21 protein-coding genes and 3 pseudogenes are annotated in these 19269 nt (G+C 41.1%); 20 read left to right on the top strand and 4 right to left on the bottom strand.

The window, feature by feature from the left end; genetic code table 11:
- Window positions 1–53: 53 nt before the first annotated feature.
- The 3 genes and pseudogenes from J2Z48_RS15360 to comJ all read left to right on the top strand — a co-directional run.
- A pseudogene (locus J2Z48_RS15360) lies at window positions 54–965 on the top strand (polymorphic toxin-type HINT domain-containing protein); the annotation flags it as partial.
- A 90-nt stretch (window positions 966–1055) separates the two neighbouring features.
- Window positions 1056–1352 (top strand): annotated as a pseudogene (locus J2Z48_RS15355) (NucA/NucB deoxyribonuclease domain-containing protein); the annotation flags it as partial.
- Between the two features lie 125 nt (window positions 1353–1477).
- On the top strand, window positions 1478–1966 hold the full coding sequence (gene comJ, locus J2Z48_RS15350; protein ID WP_307254955.1) for a competence protein ComJ: 489 nt from the start codon (window positions 1478–1480) through the stop codon (window positions 1964–1966).
- A 199-nt stretch (window positions 1967–2165) separates the two neighbouring features.
- Here comJ and J2Z48_RS15345 read toward each other — a convergent pair whose 3' ends face one another.
- Window positions 2166–3563 carry a tetratricopeptide repeat protein gene (locus J2Z48_RS15345; RefSeq protein WP_307254954.1) on the bottom strand — a complete coding sequence of 466 codons (1398 nt, stop codon included), beginning with the start codon at window positions 3561–3563 and terminating at the stop codon, window positions 2166–2168.
- A 250-nt stretch (window positions 3564–3813) separates the two neighbouring features.
- Here J2Z48_RS15345 and J2Z48_RS15340 point away from each other — a divergent pair, with 250 nt between their 5' ends.
- From J2Z48_RS15340 to J2Z48_RS15295, 10 genes and pseudogenes are all read left to right on the top strand, one after another.
- A complete protein-coding gene (locus J2Z48_RS15340) occupies window positions 3814–4146 on the top strand; it encodes a hypothetical protein (protein WP_307254953.1) in 333 nt (110 codons plus the stop codon).
- Between the two features lie 178 nt (window positions 4147–4324).
- Entirely contained in the window at window positions 4325–6934 is a 2610-nt protein-coding gene (locus J2Z48_RS15335) for a polymorphic toxin-type HINT domain-containing protein (RefSeq protein WP_307254951.1), read from the top strand.
- Between the two features lie 66 nt (window positions 6935–7000).
- Window positions 7001–7825 carry a hypothetical protein gene (locus J2Z48_RS15330; RefSeq protein WP_307254949.1) on the top strand — a complete coding sequence of 275 codons (825 nt, stop codon included), beginning with the start codon at window positions 7001–7003 and terminating at the stop codon, window positions 7823–7825.
- A pseudogene (locus tag J2Z48_RS15325) lies at window positions 7816–8241 on the top strand (polymorphic toxin-type HINT domain-containing protein); the annotation flags it as partial. The gene J2Z48_RS15330 and the pseudogene J2Z48_RS15325, both read left to right, overlap by 10 nt.
- Before the next feature lie 132 nt (window positions 8242–8373).
- The gene (locus tag J2Z48_RS15320) at window positions 8374–8625 is read left to right on the top strand and encodes a hypothetical protein (protein ID WP_307254947.1); all 252 of its coding nucleotides are present in this window, start codon (window positions 8374–8376) and stop codon (window positions 8623–8625) included.
- A 147-nt stretch (window positions 8626–8772) separates the two neighbouring features.
- On the top strand, window positions 8773–9591 hold the full coding sequence (locus J2Z48_RS15315) for a hypothetical protein (protein ID WP_307254945.1): 819 nt from the start codon (window positions 8773–8775) through the stop codon (window positions 9589–9591).
- A 363-nt stretch (window positions 9592–9954) separates the two neighbouring features.
- Window positions 9955–10440, top strand: coding sequence for a hypothetical protein (locus J2Z48_RS15310; RefSeq protein WP_307254943.1), 486 nt, complete (start codon window positions 9955–9957; stop codon window positions 10438–10440).
- Between the two features lie 168 nt (window positions 10441–10608).
- Complete coding sequence (locus tag J2Z48_RS15305) at window positions 10609–11619, top strand: ABC transporter ATP-binding protein (RefSeq protein ID WP_307254941.1); 1011 nt, start codon at window positions 10609–10611, stop codon at window positions 11617–11619.
- Window positions 11612–12406, top strand: coding sequence for an ABC transporter permease (locus J2Z48_RS15300; protein ID WP_370872939.1), 795 nt, complete (start codon window positions 11612–11614; stop codon window positions 12404–12406). The genes J2Z48_RS15305 and J2Z48_RS15300 overlap by 8 nt, the downstream gene beginning before the upstream one ends.
- Window positions 12407–12408: 2 nt before the next feature.
- The gene (locus tag J2Z48_RS15295) at window positions 12409–13194 is read left to right on the top strand and encodes an ABC transporter permease (protein ID WP_307254940.1); all 786 of its coding nucleotides are present in this window, start codon (window positions 12409–12411) and stop codon (window positions 13192–13194) included.
- Here J2Z48_RS15295 and gerPC read toward each other — a convergent pair.
- A complete protein-coding gene (gerPC, locus tag J2Z48_RS15290) occupies window positions 13191–13511 on the bottom strand; it encodes a spore germination protein GerPC (protein ID WP_307254938.1) in 321 nt (106 codons plus the stop codon). The genes J2Z48_RS15295 and gerPC overlap by 4 nt on opposite strands.
- Before the next feature lie 138 nt (window positions 13512–13649).
- Here gerPC and J2Z48_RS15285 point away from each other — a divergent pair, with 138 nt between their 5' ends.
- The 7 genes from J2Z48_RS15285 to perR all read left to right on the top strand — a co-directional run bounded on the left by J2Z48_RS15285 (window position 13650) and on the right by perR (window position 17139).
- The gene (locus J2Z48_RS15285) at window positions 13650–14039 is read left to right on the top strand and encodes an Hsp20/alpha crystallin family protein (RefSeq protein ID WP_307254937.1); all 390 of its coding nucleotides are present in this window, start codon (window positions 13650–13652) and stop codon (window positions 14037–14039) included.
- Between the two features lie 76 nt (window positions 14040–14115).
- Window positions 14116–14319, top strand: a complete 204-nt coding sequence (locus tag J2Z48_RS15280) for a spore germination protein (protein ID WP_307254936.1) — start codon at window positions 14116–14118, stop codon at window positions 14317–14319.
- Window positions 14320–14330: 11 nt separating this feature from the next.
- The gene (locus J2Z48_RS15275; RefSeq protein WP_307254934.1) at window positions 14331–14612 is read left to right on the top strand and encodes a hypothetical protein; all 282 of its coding nucleotides are present in this window, start codon (window positions 14331–14333) and stop codon (window positions 14610–14612) included.
- 70 nt (window positions 14613–14682) lie between these two features.
- Entirely contained in the window at window positions 14683–15150 is a 468-nt protein-coding gene (gene bcp, locus J2Z48_RS15270; protein WP_307254932.1) for a thioredoxin-dependent thiol peroxidase, read from the top strand.
- Window positions 15151–15162: 12 nt separating this feature from the next.
- Entirely contained in the window at window positions 15163–15936 is a 774-nt protein-coding gene (locus J2Z48_RS15265; RefSeq protein WP_307254930.1) for a class I SAM-dependent methyltransferase, read from the top strand.
- A 27-nt stretch (window positions 15937–15963) separates the two neighbouring features.
- Window positions 15964–16611, top strand: a complete 648-nt coding sequence (gene nth, locus J2Z48_RS15260; RefSeq protein ID WP_307254929.1) for an endonuclease III — start codon at window positions 15964–15966, stop codon at window positions 16609–16611.
- Between the two features lie 90 nt (window positions 16612–16701).
- Window positions 16702–17139 (top strand): peroxide-responsive transcriptional repressor PerR, encoded by a 438-nt coding sequence (perR, locus tag J2Z48_RS15255; protein WP_307254927.1) that lies wholly within the window; start codon window positions 16702–16704, stop codon window positions 17137–17139.
- Window positions 17140–17201: 62 nt separating this feature from the next.
- Here the strand turns inward: perR and J2Z48_RS15250 are convergent, their stop codons facing one another.
- The gene (locus J2Z48_RS15250) at window positions 17202–18461 is read right to left on the bottom strand and encodes an AMP-binding protein (protein WP_307254924.1); all 1260 of its coding nucleotides are present in this window, start codon (window positions 18459–18461) and stop codon (window positions 17202–17204) included.
- 243 nt (window positions 18462–18704) lie between these two features.
- Window positions 18705–19028 (bottom strand): DUF2614 family zinc ribbon-containing protein, encoded by a 324-nt coding sequence (locus J2Z48_RS15245; RefSeq protein WP_307254923.1) that lies wholly within the window; start codon window positions 19026–19028, stop codon window positions 18705–18707.
- Between the last annotated feature and the right edge of the window lie 241 nt (window positions 19029–19269).

Below are 19269 nucleotides of genomic sequence, written 5' to 3'. Positions count from 1 at the left end.
GATTCCTGACTCAGGACTCGTATACCGATGCAGGGCAGTTTAAAGGGCTCGTAATGGATCCAGGGAATGCGAATCAATATGGGTTTGCGGCTGGGAATCCAGTGAGTAATGTCGACTTAGATGGTCATATGCCAGCGTATTCTGAATGGGATACTGACCCAATCCAGACCGCTATCTATGAGACCGGATATCACTATTCGCCCCCCTCTTTCTCGACAGATGGTAAGTGGGGAAAAAGGAAAGTTAGCAAGGAGACTATGAAGCGGGCAACTGCGCATGTGGATAAATTGGATAAACGGATTAGGGCTGAGAACAAGGCAGCTGCAGAGTGGAAAAAGAATAAATCACATCCAGCTCCATCAAAACCGAAATCGCAACCACCACCTAAGCCGAAGCCGCCATCGACTTGGAAAGCGATCGCACATGGTATATTAGATGTTGCAGGCATGATTGATCCAACGGGTATAGCAGATGGAGTTCATGCAGCATGGTATGCATTTGAAGGCGACTACGAAAATGCCCTCTACACCGCAGCCGGCATATTCCCCGGAGGCGACGCATTTAAATTCGCCAAGAATAGCAAATTCGTAAATAGCACTACCAAAAGGGCTATGGACGCAACATGTAAATGCTTCGTAGCCGGGACACGGATTGAGACAGAAGACGGGCAGAAACCGATCGAAGAAATAGACATAGGTGACAAAGTCCTCTCCAAGAACGAAGAAACGGGTGAAATCGCCTACAAGGAAGTCGAATGGCTTTTCCATCGAGAAGTAGACGAAATCTACGAAATCCACATCGGCGGAGAAGTCATCCAAACAACCGACGAGCACCCCTTCTGGGTAGTAGGAGAAGGCTGGGTCAGAGCAAAAGACCTTCGTAAAGGTGACCTCTTCGAGACCGATAAAGGGAAGAAGCTAGCGGTTGATAAAATAGTCAAGAAGAAACAGAAAGCCACTGTCTATAACTTCAAGGTGAAGGATTTCCATACGTATTATGTTTCGAATTTGAAAGTTTTGACGCATAATGAGTGTAAGGTAGTATTGTCAAAAGGCAAGTATCCAGAAACGGCTAACCATATTGAAGATGCAATAGCTCAAGGTCATCCGAGCACTGTTACGATAGATAGATCGGGTACAAAGCAAAGAAGAAAGGAAGCTATGAGTGGCCATCCTACCAAATCTGGCCATGATAGAGACGAGTGGCCGATGGCGATGTTTAGTGAGGGTGGTAAGGGTGCTTCAGTACGACATATAAATCCTAGTGACAACAGAGGCGCGGGGAGTTATATTGGTAATCAACTTAGATCGTATCCAAATGGAACGAGAGTACGAATTGAGATTGGAGATTAGTTAACAAATGAATCAATATGTTAGACTTAGTATTATGCAAGCCGAGTGGTTGTGTTGACTAGTCTCGATCTATGTGCTAAATATTATTGCAGTTGTTGATACTGCTTTGAAGGTTGGTGTTAAGAATGAAGAAATGGAAAAATGTTTCATTAGATATATCTTATTCTCAAGTAAATGTTTTTAATACGGATGTACAGGATCCGTTTAATGATTGGACAGATACACATGTTAAGCAAGGGTTTTCTTGGAGGGAAGGTAGTGTATCGTTCGGTGCGTTGTCTGACTGGGAATGTGAGATTAGCGTGAAACTGGAAGAAGATATCTATGAAAATGAGAATGCTATTCGATCTATAATTGTGCCATTCTACGTGGAGGATAACGGCATAACAGTAGCAAGCATTTTATCTGAGGAATACATTTTTGACATCCCAAAAGGAAGTTATGAATTACTATTTCATGCAATTCCTTTAGAATCTGGAGAGGACGGTTTGTATCCTGTAAGATATGAGTTAACATTTGTTAGGTGTGCTACACCAAAACCCCGTATTTTAAAGTATGATGATGAATTATCTCCACCTCAAGAGTTTTGTATGGAGGCTAATGCAGCAATTTAAATGGTTAAATTGAATTAATCAAGTGGAAAGAACTGTGGAATGCAAGTATTTGTCATTCCACTTCCAACTTGTTGACTCCAATAGTACTTCCACTTTGACTTCATCATCTTTATCCTATCCGGGATCTGGGCGCATTGTTTGGATAAGAAAAAAATCCCCCTTTATTTTTTAGTGTAAAGGGGGTTATTTTTTAAGTACTTCAACCTTCGGGTGGCTCCGGCTGTATTTCTCTTTCTGGTTGGGGGAATGATTTGGAGACTTGTAACATAATTGGTTCACCTCCGCTCAACAGTTGGACACTACGTTGATAGAATAGGGCATAATATCGATTATACTTTACTATATCCCTGCCCTCGTAACATAGTGCAAGTTTTAACGTAAGATTACACTCTTGTTCAAGAAAAGAAAGTTTATTTGCTAATCCATAAGCTTCGTGGAACTGTTGGACTGCTTCTAAAAAACGGTCTTGTAACAAATAACATTCTCCTAGTGCAGTTTGTGCCTCTAATTGACGTGTGCCGTCATTTGCCTTCTTACTAAGCTTTACCGCATTGGTAAGAACCTCACTTGCTCTCTTTGTATCTCTCTCACTCAAATACATTTTTCCAGACTCTGTGTAATTGTAAGCCAGAAGCAAATGTTTTGACCGTACCTTGTCTTGTAGTTGAGATGCTGTATCGAAGCAGATTTTTGCGAAATGGATATTACCGAGATTTTTGTAGGATACCCCTAAGGTTGTCCATAACTCGAAGATGTGATCATAGTGCTTACCAAGTCTAGCAATTTCAATGGCTACTTCAATGTTTTTTACAGCTTCGTCATATAACTTGAGTTTGTTATAGAGAATAGATTGCAAGCTATACATATTCAGAAGTGTTTCTGTCTCGATCTCAGATTGATATTTCCACATTTTTTCAAGTACCTTCAATGCTTCTACAGGTAGCCCTAAATTATCTAGATAGATTGCCTCACTAATTTGTAAATGGAATTGAAAATACTTTCTTTCACCGTTTTGGATGAAGCACTCTTTTCCTTTACGAGCGCACTTTAACGCCTCCTCATATTGATTCTGGTTATAGTAGACACGAGCTAATTCATTGAAGGATGCGGATTTTAGATTGGAGTTTCTTATTTCAGGGTGAGCGTCATAGAACCGGATGGAATAAAAATAGTGATCCCTAGCTCTCTCCCATTTCCCCTTTCGGGCATAACACTTTCCCTTGAGATATTCTATTGTTGCAAGAATATAGGGATCATCAGAGGATATGATTTCTTTGATTTTCTCTAAAGCTTGTTTAGAACCGACATCTGTTTCGATTGCCTTGAGTTGTAGCCTAATTTGTTTCGATTGATCGATTTTTATTTGTTCTAGATTTTCTAGATATTGAGGAATTTGTTCTAATTCCCAATCTAGCTTTTGGCACAGATAAGAGATGGTCTTCTTACTTACGTTCTTTTTTCCTGTAATGATATTGCTAATCGTGGTTGTTGTTAATCTTTCATCCATCAAATCTTTTTGACGGATTCCTAACTCGTTCATCCGATTACGAAGAAGATCACCAAGTGTCCTACGATCATCAAGGATCATTAATTGCATCCCTCCCGCTATTATAAACTATAAAATATTTTTCTGAATTCATCAACTTATCAGGTGGATTAAAAATCAGAAAATATTGATATTTACATGTAAATAAAGTGGATCTTTTCTTTTGATTAGAGATTTTATCAAGATAGTAAGTGAAAATTTACTAGAAATACCCTTGTATATAGATGGTAATTTTCTGATTTGCCAGATGTTTAAGCGAGGATTATGCTGTTAACATGCGGATGGAATTGAGGTGAGCAGTATGTTAAAACTACGATTAGAAGGTCCAGACAACCAAATTGATGCGTTTCTATATGAACTAGATCGCAACCCGAGTGTGGAAGTACATGAGTCAAAAGACGATTGTGAGATACAAAATGGAGAGGTTAGCGCCTACTCACAATGCTCTATCAGCCATGTTCCTCAAGAGAGGGTGGAGATTATAGAAATGGAAACGGTTGATGGATTGATAATCCGTCTTCCATTGTTAGATGTAATGAGAGTAAGAATTGGCGACGATGTAACGTTTTTTTGCGGAAAGAGTTACGACATTTTCGCAGACAACAAAAAAGGCCACCGCACATGGCCTGAGTGAACATCAAAATTAAACACATAGGAGTGGCCAAAACAGATCATTTCTCCTATGTGTTTTAGTATACCATGGATGTGAAAAATGAACTGCATCTCCAACACGATGCGGTTCATTTTCGTAGCTACTTTGCTACAGTGGTCATAGTATTTATAAAGTTCGAAGCATCGAAGATCCATTTGGAGTGAAGACAGAATATCAATATACGTACGATGCCAATGGAAACCTAGTCGAAACCAGAGACTTGAGTGGCAAGGCAAACGTAGACAAGTATAAGATGAAGTACAACCATGTGAACCAAGTCATCTCTGTCGAAGAGTGGAAAAAAGATAAGGTCAATAAAAAGTTTGACTACACCTACGACCGCAACGGAAACCTATTTAATCTCGTCTATCCGGGACAAACCTCATACTACTATTACGACTCAGTAAACCAAGTATCGTCCATGATGAGTAAGACCGGAGAAAACGAATCCCAGTGGACCGAGTACCAGCGTACTCCTTCCGGGAAAGTAAAACAGGCGACTTTGCCAAACGGTACCCAGACCACTTACAGCTACTATGAAGACCAGAAAATCAAGGAAATGCAAACCAAGAAGCAAGATGGAACGCTTCTACAAAGGCATTCCCTCGAGTACAATGAAAACGGTCATCGTACGAAAGACATCGCAACCCTTCGTGGTGCCGATAACCAACAGATGGATAACACCTACCGCTACGAGTACGATGCTAGGGATCGTCTCATCAAAGCGGAGAAAGATGGGAAACAGAAGTCTGTAGAGACCTATATCTTAGACGCGAATAGCAACATCGTGGAAAAGAATAAAGACAATAAATTTACCAGCTTCCAATATGACCGCAACCGTCTCATCTCTGAGACGAAAGAAGGCGTGAAATCCGACTATCAATACGACCCAATGGGGCGCGTAGAGAAGATCAAAGAGGGCGAGCAGGTCAGGGAACAATACAACTATGATCCGTTTGATAACGTTACGGAGCATGCCAAGACCGATAAAGAATCTAAGAATCAGATCAAGACCCAGTTTGCTTACGACTCCTTAGACCGCACTATTGCCAAAGTGGAGCAAGCAGGAACGGATAAAGCCAAGAAGACCAAGTTCGATTACCTTGGCACTACCGAGCAAGTGATCTCGGAAGAAGTAGCTGACCAGATCACACGGTCCTATGTTTACTCCGCATGGGGCGAACGAATGGCCATGATTAAGGCAGGAGAAAAGCCAGAAACATCGTATTATGGTACTAACACCGATGTCGATGTCGAACTTCTAACCGATGAGAAGGGAGATGTCCGTGGTACGTATGGATATTCTCCATATGGAGAGAACGACGAATCCCTCTTCACGGGAGTAGACAAGCCTGATCCGAATAATCCAAGCAACGAGATGTATAACTCGTTCCGTTATAGTGGAAAGCGCTGGGATCCGAATACGAAGTCCTATGACCTCGGTTTCCGTAACTACTCTCCGGAACAAGGGCGATTCCTGACTCAGGACTCGTATACCGATGCAGGGCAGTTTAAAAGTCTCGTCATGGATCCAGGGAATGCGAATCAATATGGGTTTGCGGCTGGGAATCCAGTGAGTAATGTCGACTTAGATGGGCATATGCCAGCTTATTCCGAATTTGATACTGACCCAGTAATGACCGCTATCTATGAGACCGGATATCACTATTCGCCCCCCTCTTTCTCGACAGATGGTAAGTGGGGAAAAAGGAAAGTTAGCAAGGAGACTATGAAGCGGGCAACTGCGCATGTGGATAAATTGGATAAACGGATTAGGGCTGAGAACAAGGCAGCTGCAGAGTGGAAAAAGAATAAATCACATCCAGCTCCATCGAAACCGAAATCGCAACCACCACCTAAGCCGAAGCCGCCATCGACTTGGAAAGCGATCGCACATGGTATATTAGATGTTGCAGGCATGATTGATCCAACGGGTATAGCAGATGGAGTTCATGCAGCATGGTATGCATTTGAAGGCGACTACGAAAATGCTCTCTACACCGCAGCCGGCATATTCCCCGGCGGAGACGCATTTAAAGCCGCCAAGTATAGCAAAAATGTAAGCAGTACCACCCAAAGGGCCATAAACGCTGCATGCAAATGCTTCGTAGCTGGAACCCGGATCGAGACAGAAGACGGCGGAAAGCCGATCGAAGAAATCGACATAGGAGACAAAGTACTCGCCAAGAATGAAGAAACCGGAGAAATCGCCTACAAAGAAGTCGAATGGCTCTTCCAGCGAGAGATAGATGAAATCTACGAAATCCACATTGGTGACGAAGTCATCCAGACCACCGACGAACACCCCTTCTGGGTAGTCGGCGAAGGCTGGATCAGAGCAAAGGATCTCCGTAAAGGCGACATCTTCGAGACCGATAAAGGAAAGAAGCTAGCGGTTGATAAAATCGTCAGGAAGAAGCAAAAAGCAACCGTTTATAACTTTAAAGTTAAGGATTTCCACACGTATTATGTTTCGAATTTGAAAGTATTGACGCATAATATGTGTAAGTGGATAGATGAGGATAGGATTCCTCAAGCAAGCGAAACAATATTGTCTACTTTTACGAAGACTAAGATTCCGCGAGTAAAAGGAGCAGCGGTTTACGAAAATGATAAAAAGCTCTACCATCTTGACACCCTTCATACAGGTTCAGGAGCCCATTTAGAGGTGTACGATAAAAAAAGAGGGAGACATATTGGAGAGGCGGATCCTGTAACTGGGGATATCGCTCCTGATACGGCTGATCCTACAAAACGGATAAAAAGATAAATATCTATCAGCTATGGAGTTTGGTGACAAACTCCATAGCTTTATAAATTAAAGAAGGAGACTTGTATGAAAAAAATATTACTTCATCAGTTTGAAGTGCTGGATAATGATATATATATGTTGGGTATTGTTTCGAATAACATTGTCATAAATAATAACTATACAGGTATTCAAATTTTGGATAGTCGCTTGAATTTAGTCAGATGTATAGAGCTCTTCGATGATATTGCTATCTACTCACTATACAAACATCATTCTAACAACGAGATTATTTTGTATTGTCCAGAAAATGAATGCTTGGTTCATGTCAATTTGGACTCTGGGGACTTTCGAAAAATAGAGTTGGATAATCAATTTTCCGAAGTGGTCTTTTCTTCCATATATCTTTGGAAGAATGAAGAGGTGATGTTCACAGACTATCGTGGACATTTTTATAGATTATGTATTGAAAGTGGCACAATCAGAACAGTAGATTTAAATAGTATTAGGACATGTTACACATCGTTCTATCGTTTTTGGGCAAAAGTATCTAAATACAAGATTATAAGTCTATATGAAAATGGCAACGCTGATTGCATGTTATTTAAGGATGATCATCAACGAATCGGCGTGCTAGATTATCAAACAAATAAAGAGAGCTACGTAAAACCTCCTAATCATAAAGCTCACGAAATTATCTTTCGTAATGGCTTATTTGCCTTGATACAAGAGGTGGGTGTGATTCTTTTGAAGGATGATGAATGTATGATAGAGATTAAAGCGGACCCTCCTTTTTCATTTCTTAGGGCAAGATTTATAGCTGATAATGGTAGTAATCGGCTAGTAACACTAAGTAGTAATCGTTCTGATACTGAAAACAGCATTCTATCTATATATGATATATATGTGTAAGTGATAAAGCATTTAGCTGGAGTGACATTGGACACGTCATTTTAGATGCGATTGGAAGTTCCATCCAAAGAGCCATAAACGCAGCCTGTAAGTGCTTCGTAGCAGGAACCCGAATCGAGACAGAAGACGGCGGAAGGCCGATCGAAGAGATCGACATAGGCGACAAAGTCCTCTCCAAGAACGAAGAAACCGGTGAAATCGCCTACAAAGAAGTCGAATGGCTCTTCCAGCGAGAGATAGACGAAATCTACGAAATCCATATCGGAGGCGAAGTCATCCAGACTACTGATGAACACCCCTTCTGGATAATAGATGAGGGTTGGATTGCGGCTAAAAACCTCCGTAAAGGCGACATCTTCGAGACCGATAAAGGGAAGAAGCTACCTGTCGACAAAATCGTTAAGAAGAAACAGAAAGCCACCGTCTACAACATTAAGGTGAAGGATTTCCATACGTATTATGTTTCGAATTTGAAAGTATTGACGCATAATATGTGTGCTATTGTTGAGGAACTGGGTCTAATATTCCGGGGTGGATCAAAAACAGATATGAATTTGACTCCACGAGCAAAAGATACAACGGGATTATCAGCATCAAAAAAACCTATGCCAGGTAAAAATCAAATCATTGATACTAGTAAGTTTGAAAATTTGTGTGCAGTTTGTGATAACCCTAAAACTGGACATGTCTCTATATTTCCTAAGGATAAGAGTCAAATGCAAGGATGGATCGATAGTAGGGGTAGTGGTAATACACATCCATTAACCGAAGAGTTAAGAAGATCTATTGTTGAAAAATAGGTAAGGTCTGAAGTTAAGTGACGTTGCTTAGTGCCTGTCTGTACGTTCACCCCTATCGGAGGTGAACGTACAGTTCGTAGTTTATTTGTTATGTTGTTATAGCTATAACATGATTATTCAAGTGCTAGAGAAAGGAGAGGTTATACAATGAGTGATCTATTGAATAAATATGTATGGTTACCAGTTCAAAAAGAATTTAAGAAGTTGATTGTTTGGTTAGTATCCTCGAATAGTGACATTAGATATTCTATTGGCACAGGTGCCAGTAATACATATCCATTGGGAATAACATTGACGCTTATGAGTGATAGCGTTGATCAAGAAATCACTATTGATGTAGATGTGCGGTATAGAGATGAACAGTGGATAGTCGTGTCGAATATTTGCCTGGAGGAAGATATTTTGATAGCAAAAGGTCCTTCACTTAGCGTAAAATATCTATCTGCAGAAAGTCTGATAGAATGGTTTGATAGATTTAAAGAATTCTTGATAGCAAACTTTGAGGTTATAGAATTTCGAATATCCAAGCCTGCAAATGTAAACTTGGATTTAGAAAGAGAAATGAATAGAGCTATGAGTGATGCACTATTTGAACACGTATGGTTTCCAGTGCAAATAGAGTTTAAGAAATTGATTTCTTTGGTTGCACCCTCAAATAGTGATATTGGGTATGGTATCTCGACATACACCAATGTCTTGTATCCATTGGAAATACTTCTAATATTTACAGGTTATAGAGCTACAGATAGAGTTTCAGTCAATATAACTGTGCAGTACAGAGATGGAAGATATATAATTGAGGCCAATATCTGTACTGATGGTACTACTATAGCAGAGAGTGCTTCTTTTTCTATTGCTGTAGAAGGCTTATCTGCAGAAAGTCTGTCGGAGTGGATTGATGATTTCGGAAAATTCTTGACTACCAATCTTGAGACTATAAAATTTCGAATATCCAAGCCTAATTAAGAGCTTTTTAGGGGGGAAATTGAGCTATTACTTTGTGAAATAACAACAGAGTAATAGCTCTTTGTACAAATGAATTTCCCAGAACGAAGAAACCGGTGAATCGCTTACAAAGAAGTCGAATGGCTCTTCCATTGAGAAGTAGACGAAATTAGATCAATTCCTACTCCTTCTATCCCAACAAAAAAACTCATAGTGAAATAGGGAATCTATCCTTACTTGTATTTTTATATCCTTGTTTTAATCTAAGATAATTAATTTCAAGTTTTAGCGGTCTCGTTTTAAAGCCGCTGAATTTTCAAAGGAGGAAGGTAGGAAGAGAGTTACCTTGTCGCAAAAGTGGCAAATTTCCTATCGAAATGAAAAATGATAAAAACACTATATGAACTTGATCCTAATTTATTTCCTGAATTTGAGGAATGTAAAAAAATAAATGGTGAATCATTTGATTTATATAGTCTAGCGGGAGTGAAGCTAGATATCGAACAAATGTTACTAGCAGGTAGAATATTATTTCCTGAGTTTGACGAAGTCGATAACATGGTTTTTAAAAATCGAATTGGATTAAGAGACCAGGTTGATCATTGGAGAGAACAAGGGTTATCAAATTGGCAAATAGAAGCGATGCTAAATCATAAGCACGTTCATATGTCTTATGTTCAAGGCTCTGTAGATGCGGATGAGCATTGGTTAGAGCTAGGAAAGTTATTGAAAATGTGTTACGAGTTTTCACTATCTAGATTATATCCAAATAAAAATTTTATTGTGGATTTAAGCGAGGATGATGGTCCAGGGGACTATGTTATTACCTTTTATCAGCCTGAAAGAGAAAAAGGGCATTTGGAAAAGTAGTTTCCACTTGTCTCTATACAGCTTGCTTGTAGTCATTATCCCAACCCCTTCAACCCCGAAGGGGTTCTTTTTCGTCCATGCTTTCTTTTCCATCCAATAGGGTAGCCTAACGATAAAATGTATAATATACTTATTTTTATATAGTTGATTACAATTGAGGTGTCATAGATGCTAGCGATTGAAGCTAAGAAGCTAACAAAGGAATTCCAAGTCTACCAGAGCCGAAAGGGTTTATCTGGAGCATTTCGTGATTTGTTGAATCGTGAGTATCGTACGATTCGGGCGGTAAATGAGATTGATTTGTCGATCGAGCCGGGGGAGATGGTTGGATACATCGGAGAAAACGGTGCGGGTAAATCGACCACGATTAAGATGTTAACGGGGATCCTGCAACCAACCTCAGGCATGTTAAAGGTAAATGGCTATGACCCTCACCGTGAACGGGAGAAGTTTGTTCGTACGATCGGGGTCGTGTTTGGTCAACGGAGTCAGTTGTGGTGGGATTTAGCGGTACAGGAATCGTTCCAATTACTCCAAAAGGTGTATCGTATTCCTCAAGAGAAGTATGAGCCACATTTAAAGCGGATGATCGATGTATTAAACATCCAAGAGTTGCTGGATCAGCCTGTCCGAAAGTTAAGTCTAGGTCAGCGGATGAGATGCGAATTGGCAACGTCTTTGATTCACCAACCATCCCTGTTGTTCTTAGATGAGCCAACGATTGGACTAGATGTACTCGTAAAAGAAGATATCCGCCAGTTCCTAAGAGATATCAATCAAGAATTAAACACAACGGTTCTGCTTACGACTCATGATTTAGGTGATATTGAAGCGCTCTGCTCGCGAGTAGTGATGCTGGATAAAGGAAATATCATCTACGACGGAGATATGAATCGATTGAAACGTGAATGGGGAGATGGGAAACGGATTGTACTCGAAACGGAGAGGGAGTATGAGTTGTCCGAATTACAGGCGACTACAGAAGGCCTTCCTGTTGAGTGGGAGAAAAAAGCGACTCATACATATGAGATAAAAGTTCCTGGCGACCAAGTGCAGGTACCTGAAGTACTTGGGAGAGTCATTGCCCAAGGAATTGCGATTCAAGAAATGCAGTTAGAGGAAGCGACTGCGGAAGAGATTGTACGCAAGATTTATCAGGAGGGGATGACGCTTGATTAGGATGTATGCAGAGATCATCCGAATCCGATTTCTGATGATGTTAGCGTACCGTGTGAACTATTATAGCGGTATTTTAATTTATAGCTTAAATATTGGAGCCTATTACTTTTTATGGACCGCTATTTATGGCGGGCAAGGGAGTATAAATGGCTTCACAGCTCTACAAATGGCTACTTATATCGCGATTTCGTGGATGTCACGTGCGTTTTACTTCAATAACGTCGATCGTGAGATTGCGACCGAGATTCGGGACGGTACGGTAGCGATTCAGTTTATCAGGCCGTATAACTATCTGATGGTAAAGGTGTTCCAATCGTTTGGTGAAGGCATCTTCCGTCTGGTTTTATTTAGCGTCCCGGGGATGTTCTTAGTGTCGCTTATCTTCCCGATTCAGCTGCCAGGCTTTGGCTGGATTTGGTTAAAATTTGCGCTTAGCTTATTCTTAGGCTTTGTGATCAATATACAAATTAACATCTTGGTAGGAATCCTTGCATTCTTTGTCTTAAATAATCAAGGAATGCTATGGGCGAAACGAATGATTGTTGACTTGCTTTCTGGTTTAACGATTCCGATTGCCTTCTTCCCTATCTGGGCGCAGTGGGTGCTAAAAGCATTACCTTTTCAAGCGATTAGTTATCTTCCGAGTGTGGTGATCGTGAAGGACTTGAGTGGATCCGCATTTTGGGGAGCGGTTGGGGTCCAAGCGATGTGGTGCTTGCTCTTATTAATTCCGATTCAGATGATCTGGAACAAAGCGAGACATACTCTCGTTGTACAGGGTGGTTGATTATGGTTCAATTTCAGCTTTTATGGGAGTATTTTAAGCAATATATGAAAGCAAGATTGGAGTATCGTTGGGACTTCATATCTCAATTTTTCACCGATCTGATGTCTCAAGCGATTAACCTCGTCTTTATATTAGTCGTATTCGGACATACGCAACACTTGGGCGGCTGGAGCCGTTATGAGGTTATTTTTATCTATGGTTATTTCTTAATACCATGGGCAGTCTTTACTTCATTCTTCAACTTATGGGGATTTAATGATAAATACATCATCCGCGGGGAGCTAGATCGTGTTTTAACGAGACCTGTCCATAGTTTAATCCAAGTGATCATGGAGTCCATGGCACCTGAATCATTGATGGGTGTGCTGACGGGTGGCATTGTCATGGGCTGGGCAGTGTGGCATCTACCGCTCGATTGGGCTTGGTATGATCCGCTTCTCTTTATCATGTTTGTGTTGGGTGGAGTGGCTGTCTATGCGGGTATCTATGTAGCGTTGACCAGTATTAGTCTTTATTCGGATTCGAAGTCTGATATCCAGCCGATTGTGTATAACATCGGAACCTATGGACGCTATCCAGTTAATATTTACTCAAAAATTATCCAGTTTGTGTTGACGTGGATTTTGCCCTTTGCCTTTGTTGGGTTTTATCCGGCAAGCTATCTGTTAGGCAATGGCGATTGGAAGGTATACGCCATGTTAACCCCGGTTATAGGAGCTGTTTTCTTCTCGTTGGGACTTTATAGTTGGAATCGTGGGATTGAGAATTACAAAGGTGCTGGTAGCTAAGCACCTTCTTTTTTATTTGTCGGTTTCTCCGGTATACCATCCCGTTTTGGATTGATTTCTAAATTTGTCCCAAATTTTTCAGTGATCTCATCTACAAAACCATTCATGTCCTCGACCATTCCTTGTGAAGCTAAGCCCACATTTAAGGTTCCACTTAATGTTTCGACATGTAGCTCTTGCACTTTATAGGTGATATGTTCAATGGCGATTGGTTTGATCTGACTTACCTGTTCTTGCAATAGACAGTTATCACGTTTGAGTGAATGTACCTCTTGCTCTAGCCGTTGAATCCTTGCATACATTTCTTCCCAAGTCAATTTGCCCAACTCCTATTCGCTGCTTTCCTTGTCTCTACAGTTATATGCGCTTGTCTTACCACAACATGCAGAGAATTTTAGTTTTTAGCCAAGCTTGATTTGAATAGTAGTAGCAAGAGAGAATAGGGGGGATCATCCTTGAAGACAGACGATTTTTCCCGCTGGCAACAATTAGCCAAACAATTTTTAGGGGACGAATTTTTTCAAGATATCGTGGGTTCCCAAGGATCGAAGGCAAGCTCATCGTACCCGGCAGTCGATGTGTATCAAGGGAAAAACGAGGTCATTGTACTCGTGAACCTACCTGGGGTAGAAGAATTCCGTATGGTGGATCTCAAGGTAGAAGGGGATCAATTAACGATTAGTGGAAATGTGGCTGAGTCTTATGGAGACCACGAAGTCATTATTTCAGAACGGAAACAAGGTCCATTTTCGAAAACCGTTTCACTAGGCGCATCTGTTGCCAGGAAATATAAACATGCTCGTTATCGCAGAGGTGTGTTAGAACTGCGTTATCCGAAGTTGTAGAATCACGTAAAGGTGTGTCATCGCCCACTCTCCTTTCATATGATAAAGAAGCTCGTGGAGGGAGGGAGCGATCGGCATGCCAACAATTAATAACATCTTTAACATTAAAATAAACAGTGTATCCAGTGCTGCCTCTGTCAACTTTGGCAATACCATCAATATTGGCGCAGAAAGCAATAGTAAATCGCTTGGCGGCTCCTCCCCAGTAGGTGATTTTACTCGGAATTTTGACTGTGAAAATAACGTCTATATTGATCCTGATATTATCGATCAGTCGTAGGAGATGAATGGATGGTACATGTAGAGATTCGATACCTTGATATCAAAGCTGTTTCAAACGCTGGATCGGTGAATATCGGTACGACACTAAATATCATGGATAAATCTGCAATACCGTCCGTTCCACAAGTTCCGGCTCCTCCAAATGGCGATCAAACTGCACCTGTGGTTCCACCCGGAGATATCGTCCCTCCGAAAGATATAGCTCCTCCAGGGGACGTAGCTCCACCCGGAGATATTGCGCCGCCTAGAGATGTAGCCCCACCAATGGCCCGAGGGAATGAAGAAAAATAGCCGAGCTTTGGTAGAGGGCTATTTTTTTGATACAATTAAATCAAACAACGATGACGTAGGAGTGAAGAAAATGTTGCATGGACAAGCCCCAGATTTTACGTTGCCAGCTTCAAATGGTGAATCCGTTACATTATCACAGTTCCGTGGGAAAAATGTGATCCTCTATTTCTATCCGAAAGATATGACGCCTGGTTGTACAACACAAGCGTGCGATTTTCGTGATGCGCACGTATCATTTAAAGAAGCAAACACCGTTATTCTAGGGATTAGCCGTGATTCTGTGGCGAGGCATACGAAGTTTATTGAAAAATACGATCTCCCTTTTCTTCTATTAAGTGATGAAGATGGAAAAGTATGTGATCTGTACGGAGTTTATAAAGAGAAGAATATGTTTGGAAAGAAAGTAATGGGGATTGAGCGTTCTACCTTTGTCATAAATGCAGAAGGAATTATCGTAAAAGAAGAACGAAAAGTAAAAGTGAAGGATCATGTTGGGCAAGCACTTGAATTTGTTCAGCAAAATCTAGAATCTAACTAAGGAGTGAACCGTTTGAACGTCAACACTTCTTACGATTGGCCTGACTACTATGATTGGACTTCCAATGGGCTTGATCACGATACGACGTATTATACTGAACTAGCAAAGGCTTCAGGAGGTCCTGTTTTGGAGTTGGGATGTGGAACGGGTCGTGTGACAGTTGCCATTGCGAGAGAAGGATTTCCGATAATCGGGATTGATAATTCCCATGAGATGTTACTTCGCGCGGAGCAAAAGGCACAGTCACTCGGAGTATCTTCCAATGTACAGTTTATAGAAGAGGAGATGCAGGATTTTGAATTGCCTGATTCCCGCTTCCCATTAGCTATCATCCCATATCGTTCCTTTATGCATGTAACCCATGTGGAGGAGCAAATCAAAACGTTAGAAAATATATATCGGCATCTAACAGATGATGGGGTACTCGCCTTTAATGTATTTGTGCCCTTTATGGATCAGCTTGTAGAAATGGATGGAAAGAGGCAGTTTCGAGGTACCTTTCCGGTTCCGGGAACGGAAGATGAGATAGAGTTGTATGACTTTACGGAAATCGAGCCGTTTCATCAACTTATCAATATAACTCGATATATGGAGCGATTTGATCATACAGGCAAGTCACTCGAACGAATTCGTACCATGTTAGAAATCCGGTACTCCTTCCCTACAGAGTTGTTTCATCTACTCAAGTCTTGCGGATTCCGAGTTACCCAAACGTATGGCACGTTTTATCGCAATCCCTTTTCGCATCAAAGTGAAGAGCTGATCATCGAAGCACGTAAGGTATAAATAGATCGAGAAAGAGGGGAGAACCAGATGAAGCCGAAGCCAAAACGGGTTCCAACGAAGAAAATTTTAAGCACCTTAGGCTTTATGTATCCAGATGCGCACTGTGAATTAGACTATCGCAACCCGTTTGAGCTATTGATCGCAACGATATTATCTGCCCAATCTACAGACCGTCAGGTGAATATTGTAACCAAGTCGCTATTTGAGAAATATCCAACTCCATTTGATATAGCGAATCTGACCGCAGTCGAATTAGCAGAAGAGATCAGGATGCTGGGGCTGTTTCGTAATAAAAGTAAAAACATCTTGCAAACGTGTCAGATTTTGGTTGAACGATATCAGGGAGAAGTTCCAAATGATCGCGCCAAATTAGAAGAATTACCGGGTGTGGGTCGTAAAACGGCAAACGTGGTATTAAGCAATGCATTTGGGGTGCCTGCTCTGGCAGTAGATACGCATGTACAACGGGTTGCTAACCGGCTGGCGCTGGCAGACAGCGAAAATGTGCTGGAAACAGAGCGGCAATTAATGCGTAGGGTTCCGCGAGCCGAATGGACCGATACTCATCATCGCATTATCTGGCATGGAAGAAGAGTGTGCAGTGCTAGGAGTCCAAAATGTTCCTCGTGTCAGTTGCTTGAATTTTGCTGGTATGGGAAAAATAACACCAAGTAGCGTTGACAATTTCATGAAATGAAAATAGACTAATTATAGATATTCTAAAGTAATAATCATTTCATTGACAGACATAGCGAGGTGGGGGAAATGGATAAAAGCCGCCTGACAGGTGCTATTGAAACCTTAAAAGAAAGCGGTGTTCGCATGACCCCTCAACGACATGCGATCTTACAATACTTGCTTTCTTCTATGGAGCACCCAACAGCAGACGAAATTTATAAAGCCCTAGAAGCAAATTTTCCCAATATGAGTGTAGCCACGGTATACAATAATCTTCGTGTTTTTAAAGATGCTGGCTTAATTCGTGAACTTACGTACGGGGATGCATCCAGCCGGTTTGATGCAAATGTGGAGGATCATTATCATGTCATTTGCCAGACCTGTGGCAAGATTACAGACTTTGATTATGCTCCTATTGACTTAGAACATCGGGCTGCTGAGGGAACTGGTTATATGGTGGACTCACATCGTTTAGAGTTTTATGGAACATGTCCAGCATGTCAGCATTATAGAAAAATCCAATAAGAACAAGCTCTTTCATGCGTGTATAAGCTAACATGTGAGAAGCTTGTTCTTTCTTTATTTGTCTACTTCTGGATATGACACCTTGCATTTAAGGTGGCGTGAGTCCCTGTGGACAACCATCCACTTTTGATGCGGGATTCATAATCTGGATCTGAACACAGTTCTTCCATGCGAATCATCTGGCTTTTTACTAATAGCTCGCTATCTGTTGACACTCTCACATCCACGGAAGGAAGAGGAATAAACGTTTTTTCATCTTCAAGGCTTTTTCCTACTGCGATAACAGGACAATCATCTGTTCCGAATAGTTCAAAGATGGATCCCTGCAAATGCCCCTCTATGGTTGGCAATGGGTCTGACAAAGGCTCAATCGAAATCAAATATCTTAGATGTTCACCCAATTTTTTGGGAGCTGGCTTTTTATAAAAGCGATCCATCACTGCTTGAATCCTAGAGGGAATGATTTTTTCTAAAGGTGTGCTTGGAGCTATGTCTTGCTGTAAGTCTCGTTCCAATTTATGCAGGGATTCGGGTGTCTGCAAACAGACGGTTGAATAAGTATCTTGTATGTGTGGGTACAATCCTTTCTTCAAATCCAAGTGTGAAATGCTGGAACCTGATAGCAGAGGATAGAAACGCCCGACCAATCGTTCTATGAAGCAGGAATACGGCAAACAAGATAAAAATTGATCTTCTACTGAAATGGGAATTAAGTAGGATAAGGAATGCACAAGCTGTAGGATATTTCCGTGGCTGTACGTTAAGGCCCGAATTTGTTCGTTTTCAAATACGTAAATCATAGTTGCAGGATCTTGTTGTTGAATAGATGGATAGGGTAGGTTGTATGCATCGTTTGAGACGGTTTGTCCTAATTGAACCATGGTATCAAAGGTAACAGCTCCAACATGAAATGAACGCCCTGTTAATAACGCTACATGCTTCATATGAGGAAGGAGATATTGGATTTCTTCCAGCATACCCGGACTCTCGATGAGAATGGAATGAATATCGGCATGTTGAATCAACTCATAAATCTGCTCCTTGGATCGTAACGGATCGATCGGGACAGAGATGCCTCCTAAAGCTAAGATGGCTAAGTCGCATATGATTGCTCTGGGATTCGATCTTGCATAGATGGCAACTTTGTCCCCAGCTTGAATCCCTAATTTTTGTAATCCGTATGCTACATCATGGATTTGATACCAAAGCTGTTGGTATGTGTAAACACGCTCTTTCTCCTGTTTACGCCATCGTAACGCTGGTTTTTCGGAGTGATGTTTTACAATTCTTGATAACGATTCAATGATGTTATGAGGTTTCATGAGTTCACCCTCCTACAAAATCAAAGTCAAATATGGAATGGTAACTATACTATAGTTTCCGATAAGTCAGAATATGAATCAGATCATAGGGAAAGTGTGCTTTGGGTTGAAGGGAATGTTGAAGGGAATGTTGAAGGGAATGTTGAAGGGAATGTTGAAGGGAATGAAAATAAAAAAAGGATGTTCTACTATTGCTTGTAAGAGAGCAATAAAGTAGAACATCCTTTGATCAACATATCTGATTTAGTTTACCGTTTTAGGGGGTGCATCTGGCGCATCTTTTGGATCTAGGGAAAGAATTGCACGACAGTGGCTACATTCATCCCGCTTGCCCAATAGCTTTGTTTGTTTTTTACACTCGGGACATTCTACTGGCACGGATTGAAGGGATAGCATCCCAATCCAAAAATAGATGCCGACACTGGCGCAGACCGTTAGTAGTCCGAGTATGAAGAAAACGACCATCCAGCTAGGAATGACAAAGCCTATGTACATAACACCAACACCGAGAAAAACGAGCAATAACGCGAATGTGCGTATTTTATTTAGCTTACCGGATAAGAGCATCTCTATGATTACCTCCTATAGAGCCTATATCTTTTCATTAGTGCTTACATTGTATCATTTTCGGGACAGAGAAAAAACGAAAAAAGTTATTGACTCTTATTTTGTGGCATGCTATATTATTACATGTCGCCGCGATACGGTGGCATAAACAAAAAGCAAGTGTTCCTTGAAAACTAAAGAGTGAATGAACCAAGACCTGTTTAATTACTTTAAATTGAGCTTAGCTCAAACTTTCAATGGA

The organism is Croceifilum oryzae, assembly GCF_030814315.1.
Lineage (GTDB): Bacteria > Bacillota > Bacilli > Thermoactinomycetales > Thermoactinomycetaceae > Baia > Baia oryzae.
This window is presented reverse-complemented; position numbering and strand designations above follow the sequence as displayed.